Annotated in this window: 16 protein-coding genes and 1 pseudogene; 12 read left to right on the top strand and 5 right to left on the bottom strand. The window is 56.8% G+C overall.

What is annotated here, in order from left to right:
- Nucleotides 1–3: 3 nt before the first annotated feature.
- Nucleotides 4–453, bottom strand: a complete 450-nt coding sequence (locus tag ACOTW6_RS01875; RefSeq protein WP_047717466.1) for a DMT family transporter — start codon at nucleotides 451–453, stop codon at nucleotides 4–6.
- Nucleotides 450–968 carry a GNAT family N-acetyltransferase gene (locus tag ACOTW6_RS01870; protein WP_121478901.1) on the bottom strand — a complete coding sequence of 173 codons (519 nt, stop codon included), beginning with the start codon at nucleotides 966–968 and terminating at the stop codon, nucleotides 450–452. Before ACOTW6_RS01870 ends, ACOTW6_RS01875 begins: the two co-directional genes overlap by 4 nt.
- 148 nt (nucleotides 969–1,116) lie before the next feature.
- On the opposite strand from ACOTW6_RS01870, the gene ACOTW6_RS01865 reads away from it, so the two are divergent.
- The 3 genes from ACOTW6_RS01865 (at nucleotide 1,117) to ACOTW6_RS01855 (ending at nucleotide 3,721) form a co-directional block, all read left to right on the top strand.
- Nucleotides 1,117–1,692: a helix-turn-helix domain-containing protein gene (locus ACOTW6_RS01865; RefSeq protein ID WP_047051055.1), complete on the top strand. Its 576-nt coding sequence runs from the start codon at nucleotides 1,117–1,119 to the stop codon at nucleotides 1,690–1,692.
- A gap of 66 nt (nucleotides 1,693–1,758) precedes the next feature.
- Nucleotides 1,759–2,793, top strand: coding sequence for an NADP-dependent oxidoreductase (locus tag ACOTW6_RS01860; RefSeq protein ID WP_213788809.1), 1,035 nt, complete (start codon nucleotides 1,759–1,761; stop codon nucleotides 2,791–2,793).
- 259 nt (nucleotides 2,794–3,052) lie between these two features.
- A complete protein-coding gene (locus ACOTW6_RS01855; RefSeq protein WP_121478903.1) occupies nucleotides 3,053–3,721 on the top strand; it encodes a GntR family transcriptional regulator in 669 nt (222 codons plus the stop codon).
- A 122-nt stretch (nucleotides 3,722–3,843) separates the two neighbouring features.
- On the opposite strand, the gene pqqU is transcribed toward ACOTW6_RS01855, so the two are convergent.
- Complete coding sequence (gene pqqU, locus ACOTW6_RS01850; RefSeq protein ID WP_213788808.1) at nucleotides 3,844–5,961, bottom strand: TonB-dependent receptor PqqU; 2,118 nt, start codon at nucleotides 5,959–5,961, stop codon at nucleotides 3,844–3,846.
- 246 nt (nucleotides 5,962–6,207) lie between these two features.
- Here pqqU and ACOTW6_RS01845 point away from each other — a divergent pair, with 246 nt between their 5' ends.
- Entirely contained in the window at nucleotides 6,208–7,269 is a 1,062-nt protein-coding gene (locus ACOTW6_RS01845; RefSeq protein ID WP_121478905.1) for a YncE family protein, read from the top strand.
- Nucleotides 7,270–7,362: 93 nt separating this feature from the next.
- On the opposite strand, the gene ansP is transcribed toward ACOTW6_RS01845, so the two are convergent.
- Together ansP and ACOTW6_RS01835 are read right to left on the bottom strand one after the other, a co-directional pair.
- Nucleotides 7,363–8,859 (bottom strand): L-asparagine permease, encoded by a 1,497-nt coding sequence (gene ansP / locus ACOTW6_RS01840; RefSeq protein ID WP_121478906.1) that lies wholly within the window; start codon nucleotides 8,857–8,859, stop codon nucleotides 7,363–7,365.
- Nucleotides 8,860–9,186: 327 nt separating this feature from the next.
- Entirely contained in the window at nucleotides 9,187–10,077 is an 891-nt protein-coding gene (locus tag ACOTW6_RS01835) for a LysR family transcriptional regulator (RefSeq protein ID WP_121478907.1), read from the bottom strand.
- Nucleotides 10,078–10,189: 112 nt separating this feature from the next.
- Between ACOTW6_RS01835 and ACOTW6_RS01830 the strand changes: the two genes are divergently transcribed.
- From ACOTW6_RS01830 to ACOTW6_RS01795, 8 genes and pseudogenes are all read left to right on the top strand, one after another.
- The gene (locus ACOTW6_RS01830; RefSeq protein WP_213788807.1) at nucleotides 10,190–10,603 is read left to right on the top strand and encodes a (R)-mandelonitrile lyase; all 414 of its coding nucleotides are present in this window, start codon (nucleotides 10,190–10,192) and stop codon (nucleotides 10,601–10,603) included.
- A gap of 56 nt (nucleotides 10,604–10,659) precedes the next feature.
- Nucleotides 10,660–11,199 carry a shikimate kinase gene (locus tag ACOTW6_RS01825; protein WP_121478908.1) on the top strand — a complete coding sequence of 180 codons (540 nt, stop codon included), beginning with the start codon at nucleotides 10,660–10,662 and terminating at the stop codon, nucleotides 11,197–11,199.
- A 109-nt stretch (nucleotides 11,200–11,308) separates the two neighbouring features.
- Nucleotides 11,309–12,310, top strand: coding sequence for an MsnO8 family LLM class oxidoreductase (locus ACOTW6_RS01820; RefSeq protein ID WP_017693372.1), 1,002 nt, complete (start codon nucleotides 11,309–11,311; stop codon nucleotides 12,308–12,310).
- Complete coding sequence (locus ACOTW6_RS01815; RefSeq protein ID WP_213788806.1) at nucleotides 12,307–13,428, top strand: amidohydrolase; 1,122 nt, start codon at nucleotides 12,307–12,309, stop codon at nucleotides 13,426–13,428. Before ACOTW6_RS01820 ends, ACOTW6_RS01815 begins: the two co-directional genes overlap by 4 nt.
- 16 nt (nucleotides 13,429–13,444) lie before the next feature.
- Nucleotides 13,445–15,708 (top strand): annotated as a pseudogene (locus ACOTW6_RS01810) (NtaA/DmoA family FMN-dependent monooxygenase).
- A 9-nt stretch (nucleotides 15,709–15,717) separates the two neighbouring features.
- Nucleotides 15,718–16,227, top strand: coding sequence for a GNAT family N-acetyltransferase (locus tag ACOTW6_RS01805; RefSeq protein ID WP_003857004.1), 510 nt, complete (start codon nucleotides 15,718–15,720; stop codon nucleotides 16,225–16,227).
- A gap of 9 nt (nucleotides 16,228–16,236) precedes the next feature.
- On the top strand, nucleotides 16,237–17,163 hold the full coding sequence (locus ACOTW6_RS01800) for an amino acid ABC transporter permease (RefSeq protein ID WP_121478913.1): 927 nt from the start codon (nucleotides 16,237–16,239) through the stop codon (nucleotides 17,161–17,163).
- Nucleotides 17,147–17,920 carry an amino acid ABC transporter ATP-binding protein gene (locus ACOTW6_RS01795; protein WP_045334928.1) on the top strand — a complete coding sequence of 258 codons (774 nt, stop codon included), beginning with the start codon at nucleotides 17,147–17,149 and terminating at the stop codon, nucleotides 17,918–17,920. Before ACOTW6_RS01800 ends, ACOTW6_RS01795 begins: the two co-directional genes overlap by 17 nt.
- Nucleotides 17,921–17,922 lie beyond the last annotated feature (2 nt).

The following is a 17,922-nucleotide window of genomic DNA, read 5'->3' as shown; positions in this document are numbered from 1 at the left end:
GGGTTAAAACTGGCGCCGTGCCACCAGCCAGGCGCCAACCACCAGCATCACTGCGCCGCAGACCGGGCCTACCAGCGCCCGCAGGGGGACACCGTTGCTCTTGAGGATGTCCATCACCAGGCCGCCAATCAGCTGGCTTGCCACCAGCACGGCAATGGTCGTTGCCGCGCCCACATTCTGATACCCGCTAATACTGGCAAAGACAAAAAATGACCCCAGCAGGCCGGGTACTAACGTCCACCAGCGCACCGTTGACGCCAGTTCGCTAAACCCCGCCAGGCCATTTTTCATAAGCAAAATGCTGACAAACAGCACAATCCCCACCAGCGAGTTCAGCAGCATGGCGATAAGAATGGTGGAAGAGGATTGCGTAATGCGCACCATCAGGGTGTTTTGTACCACCAGCCCAATCCCGGCGGCCACCAGAAACGCTAACGTCAACGATTGATTCATGGCAGAGCATCCGGATCGCTGCGCTCATCGAGCTGGAGTTGCATAAAGGTTAAATCCAGCCAGCGACCGAATTTGGTTCCCACCTGCGGCATATTTCCGGTGGTCATAAAGCCCAGGGTTTCATGCAGATGAATCGACGCCCGATTCTGCGCCTCAATACCGGCAACCATCACATGTTTACCAATCTGGCGGGCTTCCTTGATTAATTCCGTCATTAGCAGTCGACCAATGCCTTTGCCCTGGTGATCGGGATGAACGTAAACCGAGTGCTCCACCGTATGGCGAAAACCGTCGAACGCTCGCCAGTCGCCAAATGAGGCGTATCCCGTCACAACACCTTCTTCTTCACTGACCAGCACCGGATAACCCAACAGCGTACGCGCCTCAAACCATGCAATACGGTTATCGGTGTCGACAGTTGTATCGTTCCAGATGGCGGCGGTGTGCAGCACCGCATGGTTATAAATTTCACCGATAGCGGCACAATCTTCTTTACAGGCATGACGAACAATCATGGTTAACCTCTGGCTGTGTTGTTCACTATAGTAGTACGATTTACTCACAATATTACACAGTTCTTGTATTGCATCGCTACGACAAAATCCCTATTTTTTTGTCACAAAACTGCCCCGAAAAACCATCCGTACACTATAGTATGACGTCATGAACACAATGACAGACAATATGAATCAACGCATTAGCGCCCGTATACGCCTTGAACGCGAGTCGCGGGGCTGGTCATTAAGCGAACTGGCCGAACGGGCAGGTATCTCACGCGCCATGATCCATAAGATTGAGCGGGGTGACAGTAGCCCAACGGCGACGCTGCTTGCCCGGTTATCCGGTGCCTTCGGTATTAGCATGTCTACGCTCATTGCGCGCGCGGAAATGCAGGAGGGCAAACTGTTACGTCTGGCGAACCAGCCCGTCTGGCGCGATCCGCAAACCCACTATTTGCGTCGCCATGTCTCGCCGCGCAGCGATATGCCTATCGACCTCGTCCAGGTGGAGCTGCCCGCGGGCAGCGATGTGCCGATGCCCGCCTCCTCTTATGCGCTGGCGCGACAGCTGATTTGGTTGCAGGCAGGTGAACTGGTCTTTCTGGAGGGGGATACTCGCCATGAAATGAAGGCCGGAGATTGTCTGGAACTCGGTCCGCCGAACGACTGCCGGTTTATCAACGAAACGGATGAATCGTGCCTCTATCTGGTCGTGCGGCTTAATCAGTCCGCCTCATAATGCGAAGGCGATCCGCAGGATAACGTGCCAGACTTGAATGACATTTTCAGCACTAAGGAGCGATGAATGAGTCAATCAACTACGCAAAACCGACGCTGGGTACTGGCTTCCCGTCCACACGGCGCACCGGTTGCCGAAAATTTCCGCCTGGAAGAGCAGCCGATCCCCACGCCCGCAGAGGGGCAGGTGTTATTACGCACCGTATGGCTCTCGCTTGATCCGTACATGCGGGGCCGTATGAGCGATGCGCCGTCCTATTCACCTCCTGTCGAGATTGGCGCGGTGATGGTGGGCGGCACGGTAAGCCGCGTCGAGACCTCCCGCCATCCGGATTATAAAGAGGGTGAGTGGGTTCTGGGCTACAGCGGCTGGCAGGAGTATGAACTTTCCGACGGGAAAGGACTGGTCAGGCTGGGCGAAAACCCGTCGCACCCTTCATGGGCACTCGGCGTGCTGGGAATGCCGGGCTTCACCGCGTATATGGGGCTGCTTGATATCGGTCAGCCTCAGGCGGGGGAAACGCTTGTCGTGGCGGCAGCCACGGGGCCGGTCGGCGCAACGGTGGGGCAGATCGGTAAAATCAAAGGGTGCCGGGTTATCGGCGTGGCCGGCGGGGAGGAGAAATGCCGTCATGCGGTCAACGTGCTCGGTTTCGACGCCTGTCTGGATCACCATGCGAATGATTTTGCTGAACAGCTGGCGAAAGCCTGCCCGCAGGGCATTGACGTGTATTATGAAAACGTCGGCGGTAAAGTCTTTGACGCCGTACTGCCGCTCCTGAATACCTCCGCGCGCGTACCTGTTTGCGGACTGGTCAGCGGCTACAACGCGACCAACCTGCCGGATGGTCCGGATCGCTTGCCGCTGCTGATGGGGACCATCCTCAAAAAACGCATCCGCATGCAGGGCTTTATCATCGCTCAGGACTATGGTCATCGTATCGACGAGTTCCAGCAGGAAATGGGACGCTGGATGAAGGAAGGCAAAGTACACTATCGCGAGCAGGTCACCGAAGGGCTGGACGCGGCGCCAGAGGCGCTGATTGGGCTGCTGGAAGGGAAAAACTTCGGCAAGGTCGTGATCCGCGTGGCGGCGGACTAAACAGAGCATCGGTTATGGCGGGCAAAGTCCGCCATAATTATTTGTGAAGATACGATATATTGTCTTTAATTAATCCATAAGCATTGCGCGCCATCGGCCCAGCTGAGCCAGAAGTGGTAAACGTAATATTAACTGAACAATTTTTATTTTAACGCGCGCCCTTCATACCAGGCATGACGATACAGGATATATCAAACCGGCGATGTTTTTTTAAACAGTCGCTGAAAATGGCATTTTGTTTTGGCTACGGGAATTAAACATGCTTGATTTGGAAAATCTGGAAAAAGCACAAAGAATCAGTCTGACGATGCAAGTTGAGAACAGTTTAAAGGGAGCGTTAATTACGGGCTCATTAAAACCTGGGGCTCGACTCATCACGAAAGAGATTGCCGATAAATTAGGCACCAGCATCACACCGGTACGCGAAGCCCTGCTGCGCCTGGTGTCGGCGGGCGCATTACAGGCCACGCCTGCACAGGCGTTTTTGGTGCCAGAGGTTACGCTGGAGCGCTATAACGAAATTAACGCCATCCGAAAACAGCTTGAGCCAATGGCCGTTGCGGCGGCGTGTCAGAATATGACCGAGACCAAACTGGATGCATTACGCGCGCTGTCAGATAACTTCAGCACCGCCATGCATCAGGGCGACGTGCAGAAGGCGATCCATGCCAACCGCGTGTTCCGGTTTACGCTCTATCAGTATGCCGAAATGCCGACCCTGAACTCGCTGATTGAGCAGCTCTGGGTACGGATTGGTCCGTGTATCAACTACCTGCATGAAGAGATGAAAGATATCCCTGCAACGACCTATCATTATGCCGATCTGCTTTCTGCGCTTGAGCAAAGGGACGTGCTGGCCAGCCGGGAAGCGATCGACCGCGCCATTGATGAAGCCAATATCCTTCTGCAACGGCAATACTACAGTTAAGGATCCCTCTGGCGCACTTATTTGTTTATTCGTTTTAAACTTCCCTGAGTATATTCCCGGCGCTTCAGGCTACCGGGAATGATGTTATTTTTTACCGGCAACGTGCGCTGCCGGAAAATGTTTTACTCAAAGCGATAAGAGACCGACAGGCCCACGCCATAGTTACGGCCAGGGGCGGGTTCGTAATAGCGATTGTAGCCAGCGTTAACAATCTCTGAACCGACGTACTCTTTATCGAACAGGTTATCGACGCGACCAAAGATGTCCATTCCCCATTTGCCGTAATTGAGTTTATACCCGGTATTCAGACCGACCACGGTATAAGAGGGCGCTTTGGCGGTATTGGTGTCGTTTGCCATCACGTCGCTCATGTAGCGGGCATCTGCCCCCGCGTACCAGCCTTCCTCAGGCTCCCAGCCAAACGACGCATACCCCATGTTACGGGCAATCCCCGGCATCCGGTTGCCGCTACAGTCTGCATTGCTACAGACGTTGGTACGGTAGGTCGCATCGAGATAGGTCCACGCCATTTTCAGCTTCCAGTTTTCGGCAAACTGCTGGTCGAGCGCAATTTCCACACCCTGACGGCGCGTTTTCCCCGCATTTTTGTAGGTCGTGCGACCATCTTTGTTTTCGTCCACCACGATCTCGTTGTCGGTATCCGTGCGGAACAGCGCCGCCGTCAGGATGCCATTGCCGATGCGGGTTTTGCTGCCAATCTCATAGGTGTTGTTGGTTGACGGTTGCAGATTAATATTGAGGCCGCCTTTGCCATCAGGACGGTAGGAGAGTTCGTTGATGGTCGGGGTCTCGAATCCCCGTCCCGCTGCGGCATACAGGTTCCAGGCGTCGGTCACGGCGTATTTCACCGCACCTGCCGGGAGCCATTTATGGTAGCTGGCGTCACCGCTGTCATCGCCGTTTTGCGGGGTAATGTAATGATCGTTGGAGTCAAACCAGACGGAGCTGTAACGCACGCCTGCCTCAACGGACAGCTTTTGCGTGAGCTGCCACTGGGTTTGCAGGTAGGGATCAAGGTTCCACATCAGGTTACGTTCGTCACGGCGTTTGTTACCCTTCACGCCATAATCCGGCACGCCGTTGTTCATCACGAAGTTTTCATACCCGCGACGATTTTCACTCATATTTTCGTAGTTCAGGCCGGTGGTAAACGTTACCGGCACCAGCAGCTCGCCGCGATGGGTCCAGCGGGTATCAATACCCTGATAGTGGCGCTGCATATCAATTACGCCGCCCGAATGGGCAGGATTGTCACGCTGAGTGGACGCCGGAATGGACTGGTACTGGGTCATTTCACGCTCACCGGCATACATCATCACGCTGAGGTCGTCCTGTTCGCTCAGCTGACGGTCATAGCGGAGCCCGGCCTGGGTCTGCTTAATGGTTTTCCGCGTGTTGTACTGATCGCCACGGGGTGACTGACGCGGGTTGTTCTGCCACTCCTGATAACTCAGTCCGCCCGGATCGTTGGCTTTCATGTCCACGCTGTTAAAAATCAGCGTTAGCTTGCTGACATCATCAATGCGCACGCCCAGTTTCGCATTGGCGAGGTTTTTCCGTGCGCCGCTGTGGTCACGATAGCCATGGGTGGTGAAACGGGTGGTGGATACCGCATAGTCCACATCACCCGCCTGAGTCCCGTCGCCCACCGCACCGGTGGCCTTCATGCCGTAACGCCAGGTGCCGTAGCTGCCGTAATAGCTGCTGGCTTCAACGGTGGCTGGCTGTTGTCCGGTCTGGGTGTTGATGTTGATCACGCCGCCGGAGGCATTCCCGTACAGGGCGGAGAAGGGCCCGCGCAGCACGTCGACGCTCTCAATGCTGTTGAGGTCAATGTTTGATGTCTGCCCCTGGCCGTCGGGCATGGTTGCCGGAATGCCGTCCACGTACATGCGGATCCCGCGTACGCCGAAGGTTGAACGCGCGCCGAATCCGCGAACGGAAAGTTGCAGATCCTGAGCATAGTTCTGGCGGTTCTGGATTTGCAGGCCTGGTACGCTCCCAAGGGATTCAGAAAGGTTGATGCGCGGTGTGGCATGTCGCATATCCTCGCCGTTCACCACGCTGACTGCGGCCGGGGTGTCCAGTTCGGAGACGGTTTGCGGCGTGGCGCTGACGATCAGGGTCTGTTCATCCGCGGCCATCGCACTCAGCGGGCCAAAAATGACGGGAACGAACAGCAGTGGTAGTGATGCCTTACGGGCAGTAATAATTTTCATGGAGTAAACCGGTTAAGAAAAATTCGAACCAAATCAACTGGAACCTGTGTATATATGTTAAATCCTTTGTAAATGTTATGAAAACTATAACCGCACATTTCGTGAATGTAATGCTTTGAAGGAAAGAAATACTCCACATTCAATTCATTAATGATTACTATTCTCATTAAAATAGCGGCAAAGCGATGACTTTGCCCACCGGAAGTGATGTCAGCGGTAAATCTCCTCATTTAAAAAGGAATTGTTATGTCTTTACGTCATCTGTGCTCGCCGCGCCTGCGTGGGTCTCTGCTGTTGGGCTCTTTACTGTTTGCCAGTACGTTCCAGGTTCATGCCGCTGAAGAGATGCTGCGCAAAGCGGTCGGCAAGGGCGCGTATGAAATGGCCGTCAGCCAGCAGGAAAACGCGCTGTGGGTTGCGACGTCACAAAGCCGCAAAACCGATAAGGGCGGCGTGGTCTATCGTCTGGATCCGGTCACGCTGGAAGTGACGCAGGCGATTCATAACGATCTCAAGCCGTTTGGCGCCACGATCGATAACGCCACCCAGACGCTGTGGTTCGGTAACACCGTCAACAGCGCCGTGACGGCGATTGACGCCAAAACGAGCGAGGTGAAAGGGCGCCTGGTGCTGGACGATCGCAAGCGTAGCGACACGGTGAAGCCGCTTCAGCCGCGCCAGCTGGTGGCCGATGACACGACCAATACGGTTTACATTACCGGTATCGGCAAGGAGAGCGTGATCTGGGTTGTTGATGGCGCAACGCTGAAGCTGAAGGACACCATCACCAACACCGGCACGTTCAGCACCGGGCTGGCGCTGGATGCGAAAGCAAAACGCCTGTATACCACCAATGCGGACGGCGAGCTGGTGACCATTGATACGGCAACCAACAAAATCCTCAGCCGTAAAAAAGTGCAGGATGACGGAAAAGAGCATTTCTACCTGAACCTGAGCCTGGACACTGCCGGCCAGCGTGCGTTTGTGACGGATTCAAAACAGCCAGAAGTGCTGGTGGTGAATCTGAAAGATGGCAGCGTGATGCAGAAAATCGCCGCGCCAGAATCGCTGGCCGTACTGTTTAACCCGGCGCGTAACGAAGCCTATGTGACGCACCGCGAGGCGGGTAAGGTGAGTGTGATTGACGCCAAAACCTACAAAGTGACCAAAACCTACGATACCCCGGTTTACCCGAACAGCCTGGCGCTGTCTGTGGACGGTAAAACGCTGTACGTGACGGTGAAACAGAAATCAACCCGTCAGCAGGAAGCGACCCAGCCTGACGATGTGATTCGTATTGCACTCTAAGGTGGGCATTGCCCGGTGGTGGTGCGCTTACCGGGCATAAAAAAACCATGAAATGCAGGCCGGGTAAGGCGAAGCCGCCACCCGGCTTTTTTATTAACGCGAGGTTTCTTCTACCAGCGGTGCGTCGTGCTTTTCATCGTCGTGATGAAGCGGCGCGGTGCTGTGGATCTCGTGAACGCGCTTACGCACGCCGAACCAGCCAGCAATCAGCAGAACCGCCAGCAGTGGGATCGTCGCGATGGTGTAAGTACCGTTCGGGTAGTCAAACGCCATCAGTACCAGCACGCTGAACAGGAACAGCAGGGTGAGCCAGGAGGTCACCGGTGCGCCCGGCAGCTTGAAGCTGACGTCAGCCGCTTTTCCTTCTTTGATCGCTTTGCGCAGACGCATCTGACACACCACGATAAAGGCCCAGGAAGCAATAATGCCCAGTGCCGCGACGTTCAGCACGATCTCAAACACCTGAGACGGCACCAGATAGTTCAGGAACACGCCAAAGATATACACCACCAGCGTGGCCAGAATACCCGCGTAAGGCACCTGCTGCTTGCTCATCTTCGACATAAACTTCGGCGCAGAGCCCCCCATCGACATAGAGCGCAGGATACGGCCCGTCGAATAGAGCCCGGAGTTCAGGCTGGAGAGCGCGGCGGTCAGTACCACGATGTTCATGATGCTGCCCACGTACGGCACGCCCAGCTTAGAGAAGAAGGTCACAAACGGGCTTTGCCCCGCCTGGTATGCATTCCACGGCAGCAGCAGCACCAGCAGCACCACGGAACCCACATAGAACAGACCGATACGCCAGATCACGCTGTTGATGGCTTTTGGCACCATCGTCTGCGGATCTTTACATTCGCCTGCCGCCGTACCGACCAGTTCGATGGAGGCAAAGGCGAACACCACCCCCTGCACCAGAACCAGCGCTGGCAGCAGGCCGTGCGGGAAGAAACCACCGTTATCGGTAATCAGGTGGAAGCCGGTTGCGTTACCGTCCAGCGGTTTACCGGTGCCGAGGAATACGGTCCCGACCACCAGGAAGATCACAATGGCCAGCACCTTCACCAGCGCGAACCAGAACTCCATTTCGGCGAACCATTTCACGCCGATCATGTTCATGGTTCCGACAATTGCCAGCGCCCCGAGGGCGAACACCCACTGCGGTACATCACCAAACGCGCCCCAGTAGTGCATATACAGCGCAACGGCGGTGATATCGACGATACCGGTCATCGCCCAGTTAACGAAGTACATCCAGCCCGCGACATACGCGGCTTTTTCACCAAGAAACTCGCGGGCGTAAGAGACAAAGCTGCCGCTGGAAGGGCGGTGGAGTACCAGTTCGCCGAGGGCGCGAAGGATGAAGAAAGAGAAGATCCCGCACACCAGATAGACCAGGGCGAGAGCGGGGCCAGCCATTTGCAGACGTGCGCCTGCACCTAAAAACAGACCTGTACCGATAGCGCCGCCGATGGCGATCATCTGCACCTGACGGTTGCCCATCGCCTTGTGATAGCCCTCTTCATGAGAGTTCAACCAGCGACGTTTCGCAGCATGATGATCGGCTGCGCTTTTATTGCTTGTTTTCATTGAGTTACCTGTTTGCCTGTCTGAACCATTAACGTGATAGTCCTGCCTGGCAGATGCCGAAACAAACGATTGCTTCTGCGCAGACACATGCTGCCTTTCCAGTCATTCTGTGTATGGATAAGGCAAAACATGGCGAGGCATCCTACCCGCAATTGATAAGCGACGCAAAATATAACCGTGCCGAAAGTGATGCACGTCGAAGGAAATCGTGTGGTCAGAGCAGACGGGGATCACAACGCGCTGAATCGTGGCGTTTTTTTAGGCAAAAAGGTCTGTGAATGCTGATTTAATCATCAGGTTTACTTAATAGTTACTTATAGGTAGAGCTTATGAATGCCGCAGGGCTGCAATAAGTAATGCAAACGCGGTAGTGTGCTGGCGGCGGCTCGGATAGTACAGATGGTATCCCGTAAAAGCCGGGCACCAGGCTTCAAGCACACGCACTAACCGGCTCTCAGCAAGGGCGTCCTGAACCGCATCTTCCGGGACGTACGCCAGCCCCAGACCGTTTTCGGCGGCATCGATGCGTTGCGGCAGGCTGTTGAGGATCAGCTGGCCGTCAACCCGCACGCGCAGCTCACGTCCGTCCCGTTCAAATTCCCAGGCATATAATCCGCCGCGTGTGGGCAGGCGCATATTAATGCAGCGGTGCTGATCAAGCTGCTCCGGCGTTTCCGGTACGCCGAAACGTTGCAAATACTCTGCCGACCCGACGACCGCCATGCGCATGTCCGGCGCAATACGTACGGCAATCATATCTTTCGCCACCTGCTCACCCAGACGCACCCCCGCGTCAAAGCGGCCATCGACAATATCAGTCAGCCCATTGTCCACCGTGACTTCAACGTTGATGTCAGGATACTGCGCCATAAAGGGTATAAGCACAGGCCACAGCACCGCAGACATGGCGTGCTCCCCGGCGGTAAGGCGAATATTCCCGGCAGGTCTGTCGCGGGTATCACGCAGCACGGTGAGTTCCTGCTCGATCTCCAGCAGATGGGGGCTTAAGCGCATAAAGAGTTGCTCGCCGGCCTCGGTAGGAGCCACGCTACGGGTGGTGCGGGTTAACAGACGGACTTCCAGCCTCGCTTCCAGATTGCGCATTGCGTGGCTGAGTGCCGACTGAGATACCCCAAGCTGCGCCGCGGCGCGGGTAAAGCTGCGCTCCCGGGCGACGACCATAAAGGAAAGCAGATCGTTGAAGTTGTCTTTTAACATGGCGGCTTACTCGATTTATGAATTGAACTCATGATTCCTTTCTGATTATGCACTCTAATGCTCCCCATGGCTTTACGCTACTGTTAACGCAACAGCAAACGAGGAGTTAATCATGAAAATTATCCGTAGCGGTTCGTTACCTTCTGTTCAGGGGCCAGAGGCCTGGTTTACCGGCTGCGTGCGCATTGACGCACCTTTCCAGGCGACTGAACCGGCAAAAGTCGGCGGCGCGACCGTCACCTTTGAACCCGGCGCACGTACCGCCTGGCATACGCATCCTCTTGGACAAACGCTGATCGTGACGCAGGGGCGCGGCTGGTTACAGGAGTGGGGGAAAGAGGCGGAACCGCTGAATCAGGGTGATATCGCCTGGATCCCACCCGGCGTGAAGCACTGGCACGGCGCAAGCGCGCAGACGGCCATGACCCATATCGCCATCGCAGAAGCTGTCGACGGGAGTCCGGTGGCATGGCTGGAGAAGGTCACCGACGAGCAGTATCCGAACGAGCAGTCTGGCGTTTCGTAAACAAATTATTAACGTTATGATTCGATCCGTTTTCTTCAGCATGTGCAGGCGGAACGGTGAAAATCAATATCATAGGCACCAGCGGAAGTGGGAAAAGCACGTTTGGCAGGCGAATCGCGGAGGCGCTGGCTATCCCTTACATTGAGATGGACAGGCTTTACTGGCGAGCGAACTGGCAGGGAACACCGGATGATGAGTTTCTTGCAACCCTGGAAAAAGCGCTCGCCGCCTCGCAAGACTGGGTCCTGGACGGGAATTACAACCGCACACGCGACGTTAAGTGGCGCGACGTCGATCTGGTGGTGTGGATAGATCGTGGGTTTATCCGCACGCTCTGGCAGGCGGTGACGCGGGCCTCCAGACGCGCCTGGCACAAACAGGAGCTCTGGCCCGGCACGGGGAACCGCGAAAGCTTTCGTCGGTCGTTCCTTAGCAAGGACTCTATTATCATCTGGACGATCAAAACCTGGCGCAGCAACCGCAAACGATATGAGGCGGATATGCAAAACCCGCAGTACGCACACATTCGCTTTCTCCGCATTACCCGACGGCAGGATGCGGAAAGACTCATTACATCGCTCAAATCACGCCGATGACAGACTCTCTATTGCCGTTTTCCGGCAATCCAAATGTAAATTAATTGTTTCTCAGAGGTGAAATCCGCCTTTAATAATGACGACATGTTAAGTCAAACGAGAACGCAACATGTCATGGCGAATCAGCATTCTGGATAAAAGCCCCGTCGCAGAACACGAAACAGCCGCCGATGCGCTGGCGCGAACCTTAGCACTGGCGCAACAGGCAGAAACGCTGGGTTATCACCGCTTCTGGATTGCCGAACACCACAATACCCCGCAGCTTGCCAGCCCCTCGCCGGAGCTGCTGATTGCCTGGATCCTCGGGCAAACAAAACGCATTCGCGTGGGCTCAGGCGGCGTCATGCTGCAACATTACAGCCCCTATAAAGTTGCCGAAAATTTTAACGTACTGGCCGCCATTGCGCCGGGCCGGGTTGATCTGGGCGTTGGCAAAGCGCCCGGCGGCCTGCCGCTCTCTACCCGCGCCTTGCAGCACGGCCTTAATCCGCAGGAAAAAGGCAGCTTTGCTGAACAACTGACGCAGCTCGATCGCTGGATCCGCCCTGAAAATCAGTCAGCGGAGGAGGACGTTCGCGCCACGCCGCTGCCGCCGGTGCCTGCCCGGGGATTTCTGCTGGGTGCCAGCACCGAAAGCGCGCTGCTGGCGGCCTCCCTCGACTGGCATTTTGTCTTTGCCGCCCATCTGAACGGTGATCCTGAGCTGCTGCGCGAGGTCGTCACAGCCTGGCGTCAACACAGCGTCCGGGAGGTGATTGTGGCCGTGCAGGTCATTGTTGCCCCAACTCAAGCTGAAGCCGATGCGCTGGCGCAGAAGGTTGAAGTGTGGGGCGTGGAGCTGGCAAACGGACAGCGTGTCACCGTGGCCAGCGAAGAACAGGCCTACGCCTTTGCGCGGCAGGCGGGGAGTGAACCGGTGCGCATCGCGCGTCGGGCGCAGTCTCTGCTGGCCGGAACGGCGGCGTCGGTGCTTGAACAGCTCAACGCGCTGCATCAGCAGTGGGGGATTGACGAATTTATCATCGACACGCCGGTCGCTGATGGCGCAACGCGCGTACAGTCACTGCGACTGCTGGCCGAGGCGCGTCTTAACAGGGAGGTGACCGTATGAGCTTTAGCGAACAACTGATTGCCTGGCGCCGTGAGCTGCACCAGAACCCTGAACTCTCCGGTCAGGAGGTCGAAACAACGGCGCGCCTGCGCGAGTGGCTGACGGCCGCCGGGATTGCCCCGCTGGATTACGATCTCCAGACCGGGCTGGTTGCAGAGATCGGCACGGGCAACGCACTGGTTGCGCTGCGCGCCGATATCGACGCGTTACCCATCGACGAGCGCAGCGGGGTGCCGTTTAGCTCCCGGCGTGCCGGGGTGATGCATGCCTGCGGACACGACATCCACACCAGCGTGATCCTCGGCGCCGCGCTAAAGCTGAAGGAGCGGGAAGCCTCGCTTAACGGTCGTGTGCGGCTCCTGTTCCAGCCTGCGGAAGAAAATTTCGGAGGAGCGAAAAGCATGGTGCGGGCCGGGGCGTTACGCGACGTACGCGCGATTTTTGGAATGCATAACGAGCCTTCACTGCCGGTCGGCGAGTTTGCCACGCGCGGCGGCCCGTTCTATGCCAACGTCGATCGCTTCGTTATTCACGTGACCGGCAAAGGCGCGCATGCCGCACGTCCCCATGAAGGCAACGACGCCATCGTGCTGGCAAGCCAGCTGGTGACCGCGCTACAAAGCGTTGCCAGCCGTAACGTCAACACGCTGGATTCGGTTGTTCTGAGCGTGACGCGCATCGCCGGGGGAAATACCTGGAACGTGCTGCCGGAAAGCGTTGAGCTGGAGGGTACGCTGCGCACGCACCGCATGGAAGTGCAGCAGAACGTAAAAGCGCGCGTCGGTGAAATCGCCGCCGGATTTGCCAGCGCCTTTAGCGCGCAGATCAACATCACCTGGTACGCCGGGCCCACCGCGCTGGTGAACGATGAGCACTGGGCCGGGTTTGCCACCTCGGTCGCGCGCGAAGCGGGATATGAAACCCGGCATGCGGAACTGCACATGGGCGGGGAGGATTTCGCGGTCTATCTGCAAAACATACCCGGCGCGTTTGTCAGCATCGGCAGCAACAGTCCGTTTGGGTTACATCACCCGGCATTTAACCCGGACGAAGCATTAATCGAACCCGCTGCCCGCTATTTTGCACAGCTCGCGGAAAAAGCCCTGCAACACGTTTAATTAATTTGAGGTGAATATGTCTGCACATCGTCAATTGCGGCTGGGGACCATTTTGCATGGCGCATCCGGAAATATGTCTGCCTGGCGCCATCCGGCGGCGGTCGCGGATGCCAGCATTAATTTTGATTTCGTCAAAGAAACGGCTTTAAAAGCAGAAGCGGGCAAGCTTGACTTTATATTTGTGGCCGACGGTCTTTATATTAACGAGAAATCCATTCCGCATTTTTTAAACCGCTTTGAGCCGCTGACGGTGTTGTCCGCGCTGGCGAGTATCACCTCGCGTCTGGGGCTGGTCGGCACGTTATCCACCTCGTACAGCGAGCCTTTCACCGTTGCACGCCAGTTCGCCAGCCTCGATCACCTGAGCAACGGACGCGCGGGCTGGAACGTGGTTACGTCACCGCTGGAAGGGTCAGCGAAGAACTTCTCCCGCGAAAAACACCCGGAGCATGCGCTGCGCTACCGCATTGCCGATGAGTATCTCGACGTGGTGAAAGGGCTGTGGGATTCCTGGGAAGGGGATGCCTTTATCCGCAATAAAGAGAGCGGACAGTTTTTTGATGCGTCGAAACTGCATACGCTGGATCACCACGGTGATTTCTTCCAGGTTTCCGGCCCGCTGAATATTGGCCGCACGCCGCAGGGACGTCCGATTGTCTTTCAGGCTGGCGCGTCCGATGACGGTAAAAAGCTGGCGGCAAAACACGCTGACGCCATCTTTACCCACCATGACACGCTGGAAGAAGCCCAGGCTTTTTACCGCGATGTTAAACAGCAGCTGGAAAGTCACGGCCGTCGCGCAGGGGCTTTACATATATTCCAGGGCGTCAGCGTGATTGTTGGAAACGACGCCGATGACGTAGAAAACCAGTATCAAACCACGGCGGCACTGGTCTCCATTCATGATGCGCTGAATTACCTCGGACGTTATTTCGAGCATCACGACTTCAGCCAGTATCCCCTCGACGCGCCGTTCCCGGATATTGGCGATTTGGGCAAAAACAGCTTCCGCAGCACCACCGATGAAATCAAGCGTAACGCCCGTGAGCGCAACTTAACTCTGCGTCAGGTCGCGCTGGAAGCCGCATCGCCGCGCCCGCGCTTTTCCGGCACACCGGAGCAGGTAGCCGATGGTTTACAGGCCTGGTTCGAAGAGAAAGCGGCGGACGGCTTCATCATTCAGGGCGGCACGCCGGACACCTTCCCGCGCTTTGTCGACCAGGTGGTGCCCGTTTTACAGGCGCGCGGCCTGTTCCGCACCGACTATCCCGGCACCACGCTGCGCGAAAGTCTGGGCTTAGACGAACCCAAAAATCAGTTCACACAACAATAAAAGAGAAAAACGCTATGCAGAAATCATCGCTTATTCTGGCGCTTGCGCTGGCCTTTACCCCTGCCGTCTGGGCAGAGAACGTCAATATTAACGGCACCGGCGTGAGCATTGAGGCCAATAAAACGCCGATCAATACCGCCAAAAACAGCGATGCGATCGCGCAACTGCCGAAAGACTATCGTTTTGCCGTGCCGGGGAAATTTACCGTGGCGGTGGCGGGACTGAATCAACCGCCGCTGACGGTCTTTTCCGACGATAACAAAACCCTGCTGGGAAGTGAGGTCGACATTGCGCGTCTGGTGGCGGACAGCCTCGGACTGGAGCTGAACGTGGTGCCCACCTCCTGGGAAGACTGGCCGCTGGGGGTTGCCTCCGGGAAATACGACGCGGCTATCAGCAACATCACCGTCACCAAAGCGCGCAAAGAGAAGTTCGACTTCGCCACCTACCGCAAGGATTCTCTTGGCTTCTACGTGAAATCCACCAGTCCGATCAACTCGCTTGTAAAGGCCGAGGATATCGCCGGGCTGCGCATCATCGTGGGTTCCGGCACCAACCAGGAGGCCATTCTGCTGGCATGGAACGAAGAGAATCTCAAAAAAGGGCTTAAACCCTTTACGCCGATCTACACCAAAGACGACGCGGCCCAAACGCTGGCGCTTCAGTCCGGACGCGCGGACGCCTACTTTGGTCCGAACGTGATCGGCGCCTGGAAAGCGGCGCTTAACGGTAAAACCAAACTGGTCGGCAGCGTCGACGGCGGCTGGCCGAAGGCGGCGCATATCGCGGTGACGCTGAAAAAAGGCAGCGGCCTGGTCGAACCGGTTCAGACCGCGCTGAACGGCGCGATCAAGAACGGCGATTACGACAAAGTGCTGAACCGCTGGGGAGAAGGCGTGGAGCGTATCCCCAGTTCCGAAGTTAACCCGGCGGGTCTGGGCGATTGAGGAGGCGCTATGCGCGAACAATTTCGTGACGTTTCGCCGGAAGATGCCGATCTTCAGCCCATTATCGAGGGGCTGTTCGGTGAATACGCCGCTCGTTACGGCGACTACTTTTCAAAAGATGCGGAAGTCGAGCTGACAGAGTGGTACCTGGCGCCGCAGGGGCTGTTTATCGTCCTGGAGCGCGATGGCGAGATCATCGCCACCGGTGCGTACAAGCCCTTCGACGAACATACCGCAGAGATCAAACGCATCTGGACGAATAAAACGCTGCGCCAGCAGGGGCTGGCCGCGCGCGTGGTACAGGAGCTGGAGCGCCGGGCGGTGCTGGCGGGCTACAGCCACATCTACCTGACCACGGGGTTTCGTCAGCCGGAGGCGGTGCGGCTCTATCTCAGTCAGGGGTATCAGCCGCAGTTCGATCTCAACCGCGACCCGGAAGAGTACAGCCAGCCGCCGTTCGACGGCCGGCTGCGTTTCACCAAGACGCTGATCCGCGAAGCGCTCAGCAAAACCGCATAAGGAGCGACGATGAGCAACGTTGAAACCATAAAAGTGGTCCCGGCACGTTATCCGCTGCGCGCTGCTGGCGCCGTGGTGGCGCTGTTTGTGCTGGCGGTCGTGATCCAGTCCGTGGCCTTTAATCCGCGCTGGGAGTGGGCGGTATTTGCCCGCTGGTTCTTCGACCCGGTGATCCTCGAAGGCGTCGGCCAGACGCTGCTGCTGACGTTGATAAGCACCGTACTGAGCGTGGTGATTGGCGGCATACTGGCGCTGGCGCGGCTCTCGTCATCATGGCTGTTGAGCAGCCTGGCGTGGGGTTACATCTGGCTGTTCCGATCGCTGCCGCTGATCGTGGTGCTGATTATCCTCTATAACTTCTCCTATCTCTACGACACGCTCTCTCTCGGCGTGCCTTTTACCGGCATTACCTGGGGCAGCTTTGAAACCATCAACGTTCTCGGGCAGTTTTCTACCGCCATCGTGGGGCTGACGCTGGTGCAGAGCGCCTATACTGCGGAGATCATTCGCGGGGGCTTCCTTGGAGTCGACCACGGTCAGTATGAGGCGGCCGCTGCGCTGGGTCTGCCGGCGTGGCGTCGCACGGTGCGCATCATTCTCCCCCAGGCGCTGCGCACCATTCTGCCGTCCGGGTTTAACGAAATCATCAGCCTCGCCAAAGGGACGGCGATGGTTTACGTGCTGGCGATGCCGGAACTGTTCTACACGATCCAGATGATCTACAACCGCACCCAGGAGGTGATCCCGCTGTTGATGGTGGGGGCCGTCTGGTATCTGGTGATCACCACCGTACTGTCTGCCATCCAGCATGTTATTGAGCGTGGACTCGCCCGCAGCGAGCGCCGCTCCGCCGTAAACCACAACCGGGTGGCCAGCCGCACGCGTTCCGTCACCACTTCGCCAGCACAGGAGCCCGTTCATGCAAGCCTCTCCTGAAGGACACATTTCCATTACCGGCGTCAGTAAGTTTTTTGGCCGACATAAAGCGCTCGATAACGTCACGCTTGAGATCCCGCCGGGCTCCGTGACGGTGATCCTCGGTCCCTCTGGATCGGGAAAATCGACGCTGCTGCGCACCATTAACCATCTGGAGCGCGTAGACGAAGGCTTTATTCAGATTGACGGGGATTACATCGGCTATCGCCGTCAGGGTGACAAACTCTACGAGCTAAAAGAGAAAGAGATCCTGAAACAGCGCGTCAACGTTGGATACGTGTTTCAGAACTTCAATCTTTTTCCGCATCTCACGGTGCTGGAAAACCTGATTGAAGCACCCATCGCGCATAAAAAATTCACTAAAAAAGAGGCTGTTGAAAACGCCTACAGCCTGCTGGATGTGGTAGGACTGCGCGATAAAGCCGATGCCTGGTCACGTCACCTCTCCGGTGGCCAGCAACAGCGTATCGCCATTGCCCGCGCGCTGGCGCTGCGCCCCCGCGTGATGCTGTTTGATGAACCCACCTCGGCGCTGGATCCGGAACTGGTTGGCGAAGTGCTGGACGTGATTAAAAAGCTCGCCCGTTCCGGCACGACGCTGGTGGTGGTCACCCATGAGATCGGTTTTGCCCGGGAAGTGGCGGACCAGGTGGTATTTATGGTCGACGGTAAAATTGTGGAGCAGGGCAGCAGCGACGACGTGTTAAACCGACCGTCGCATCCGCGAACGCGCCAGTTCCTCTCAAAAGTGCTGTAAGG

This window comes from Enterobacter cloacae complex sp. IR5403 (assembly GCF_049238705.1).
GTDB lineage: Bacteria > Pseudomonadota > Gammaproteobacteria > Enterobacterales > Enterobacteriaceae > Enterobacter > Enterobacter hormaechei_C.
Note: the sequence above shows the minus strand (reverse complement) of the source record. Positions and strands in the feature narration are given on the sequence as shown.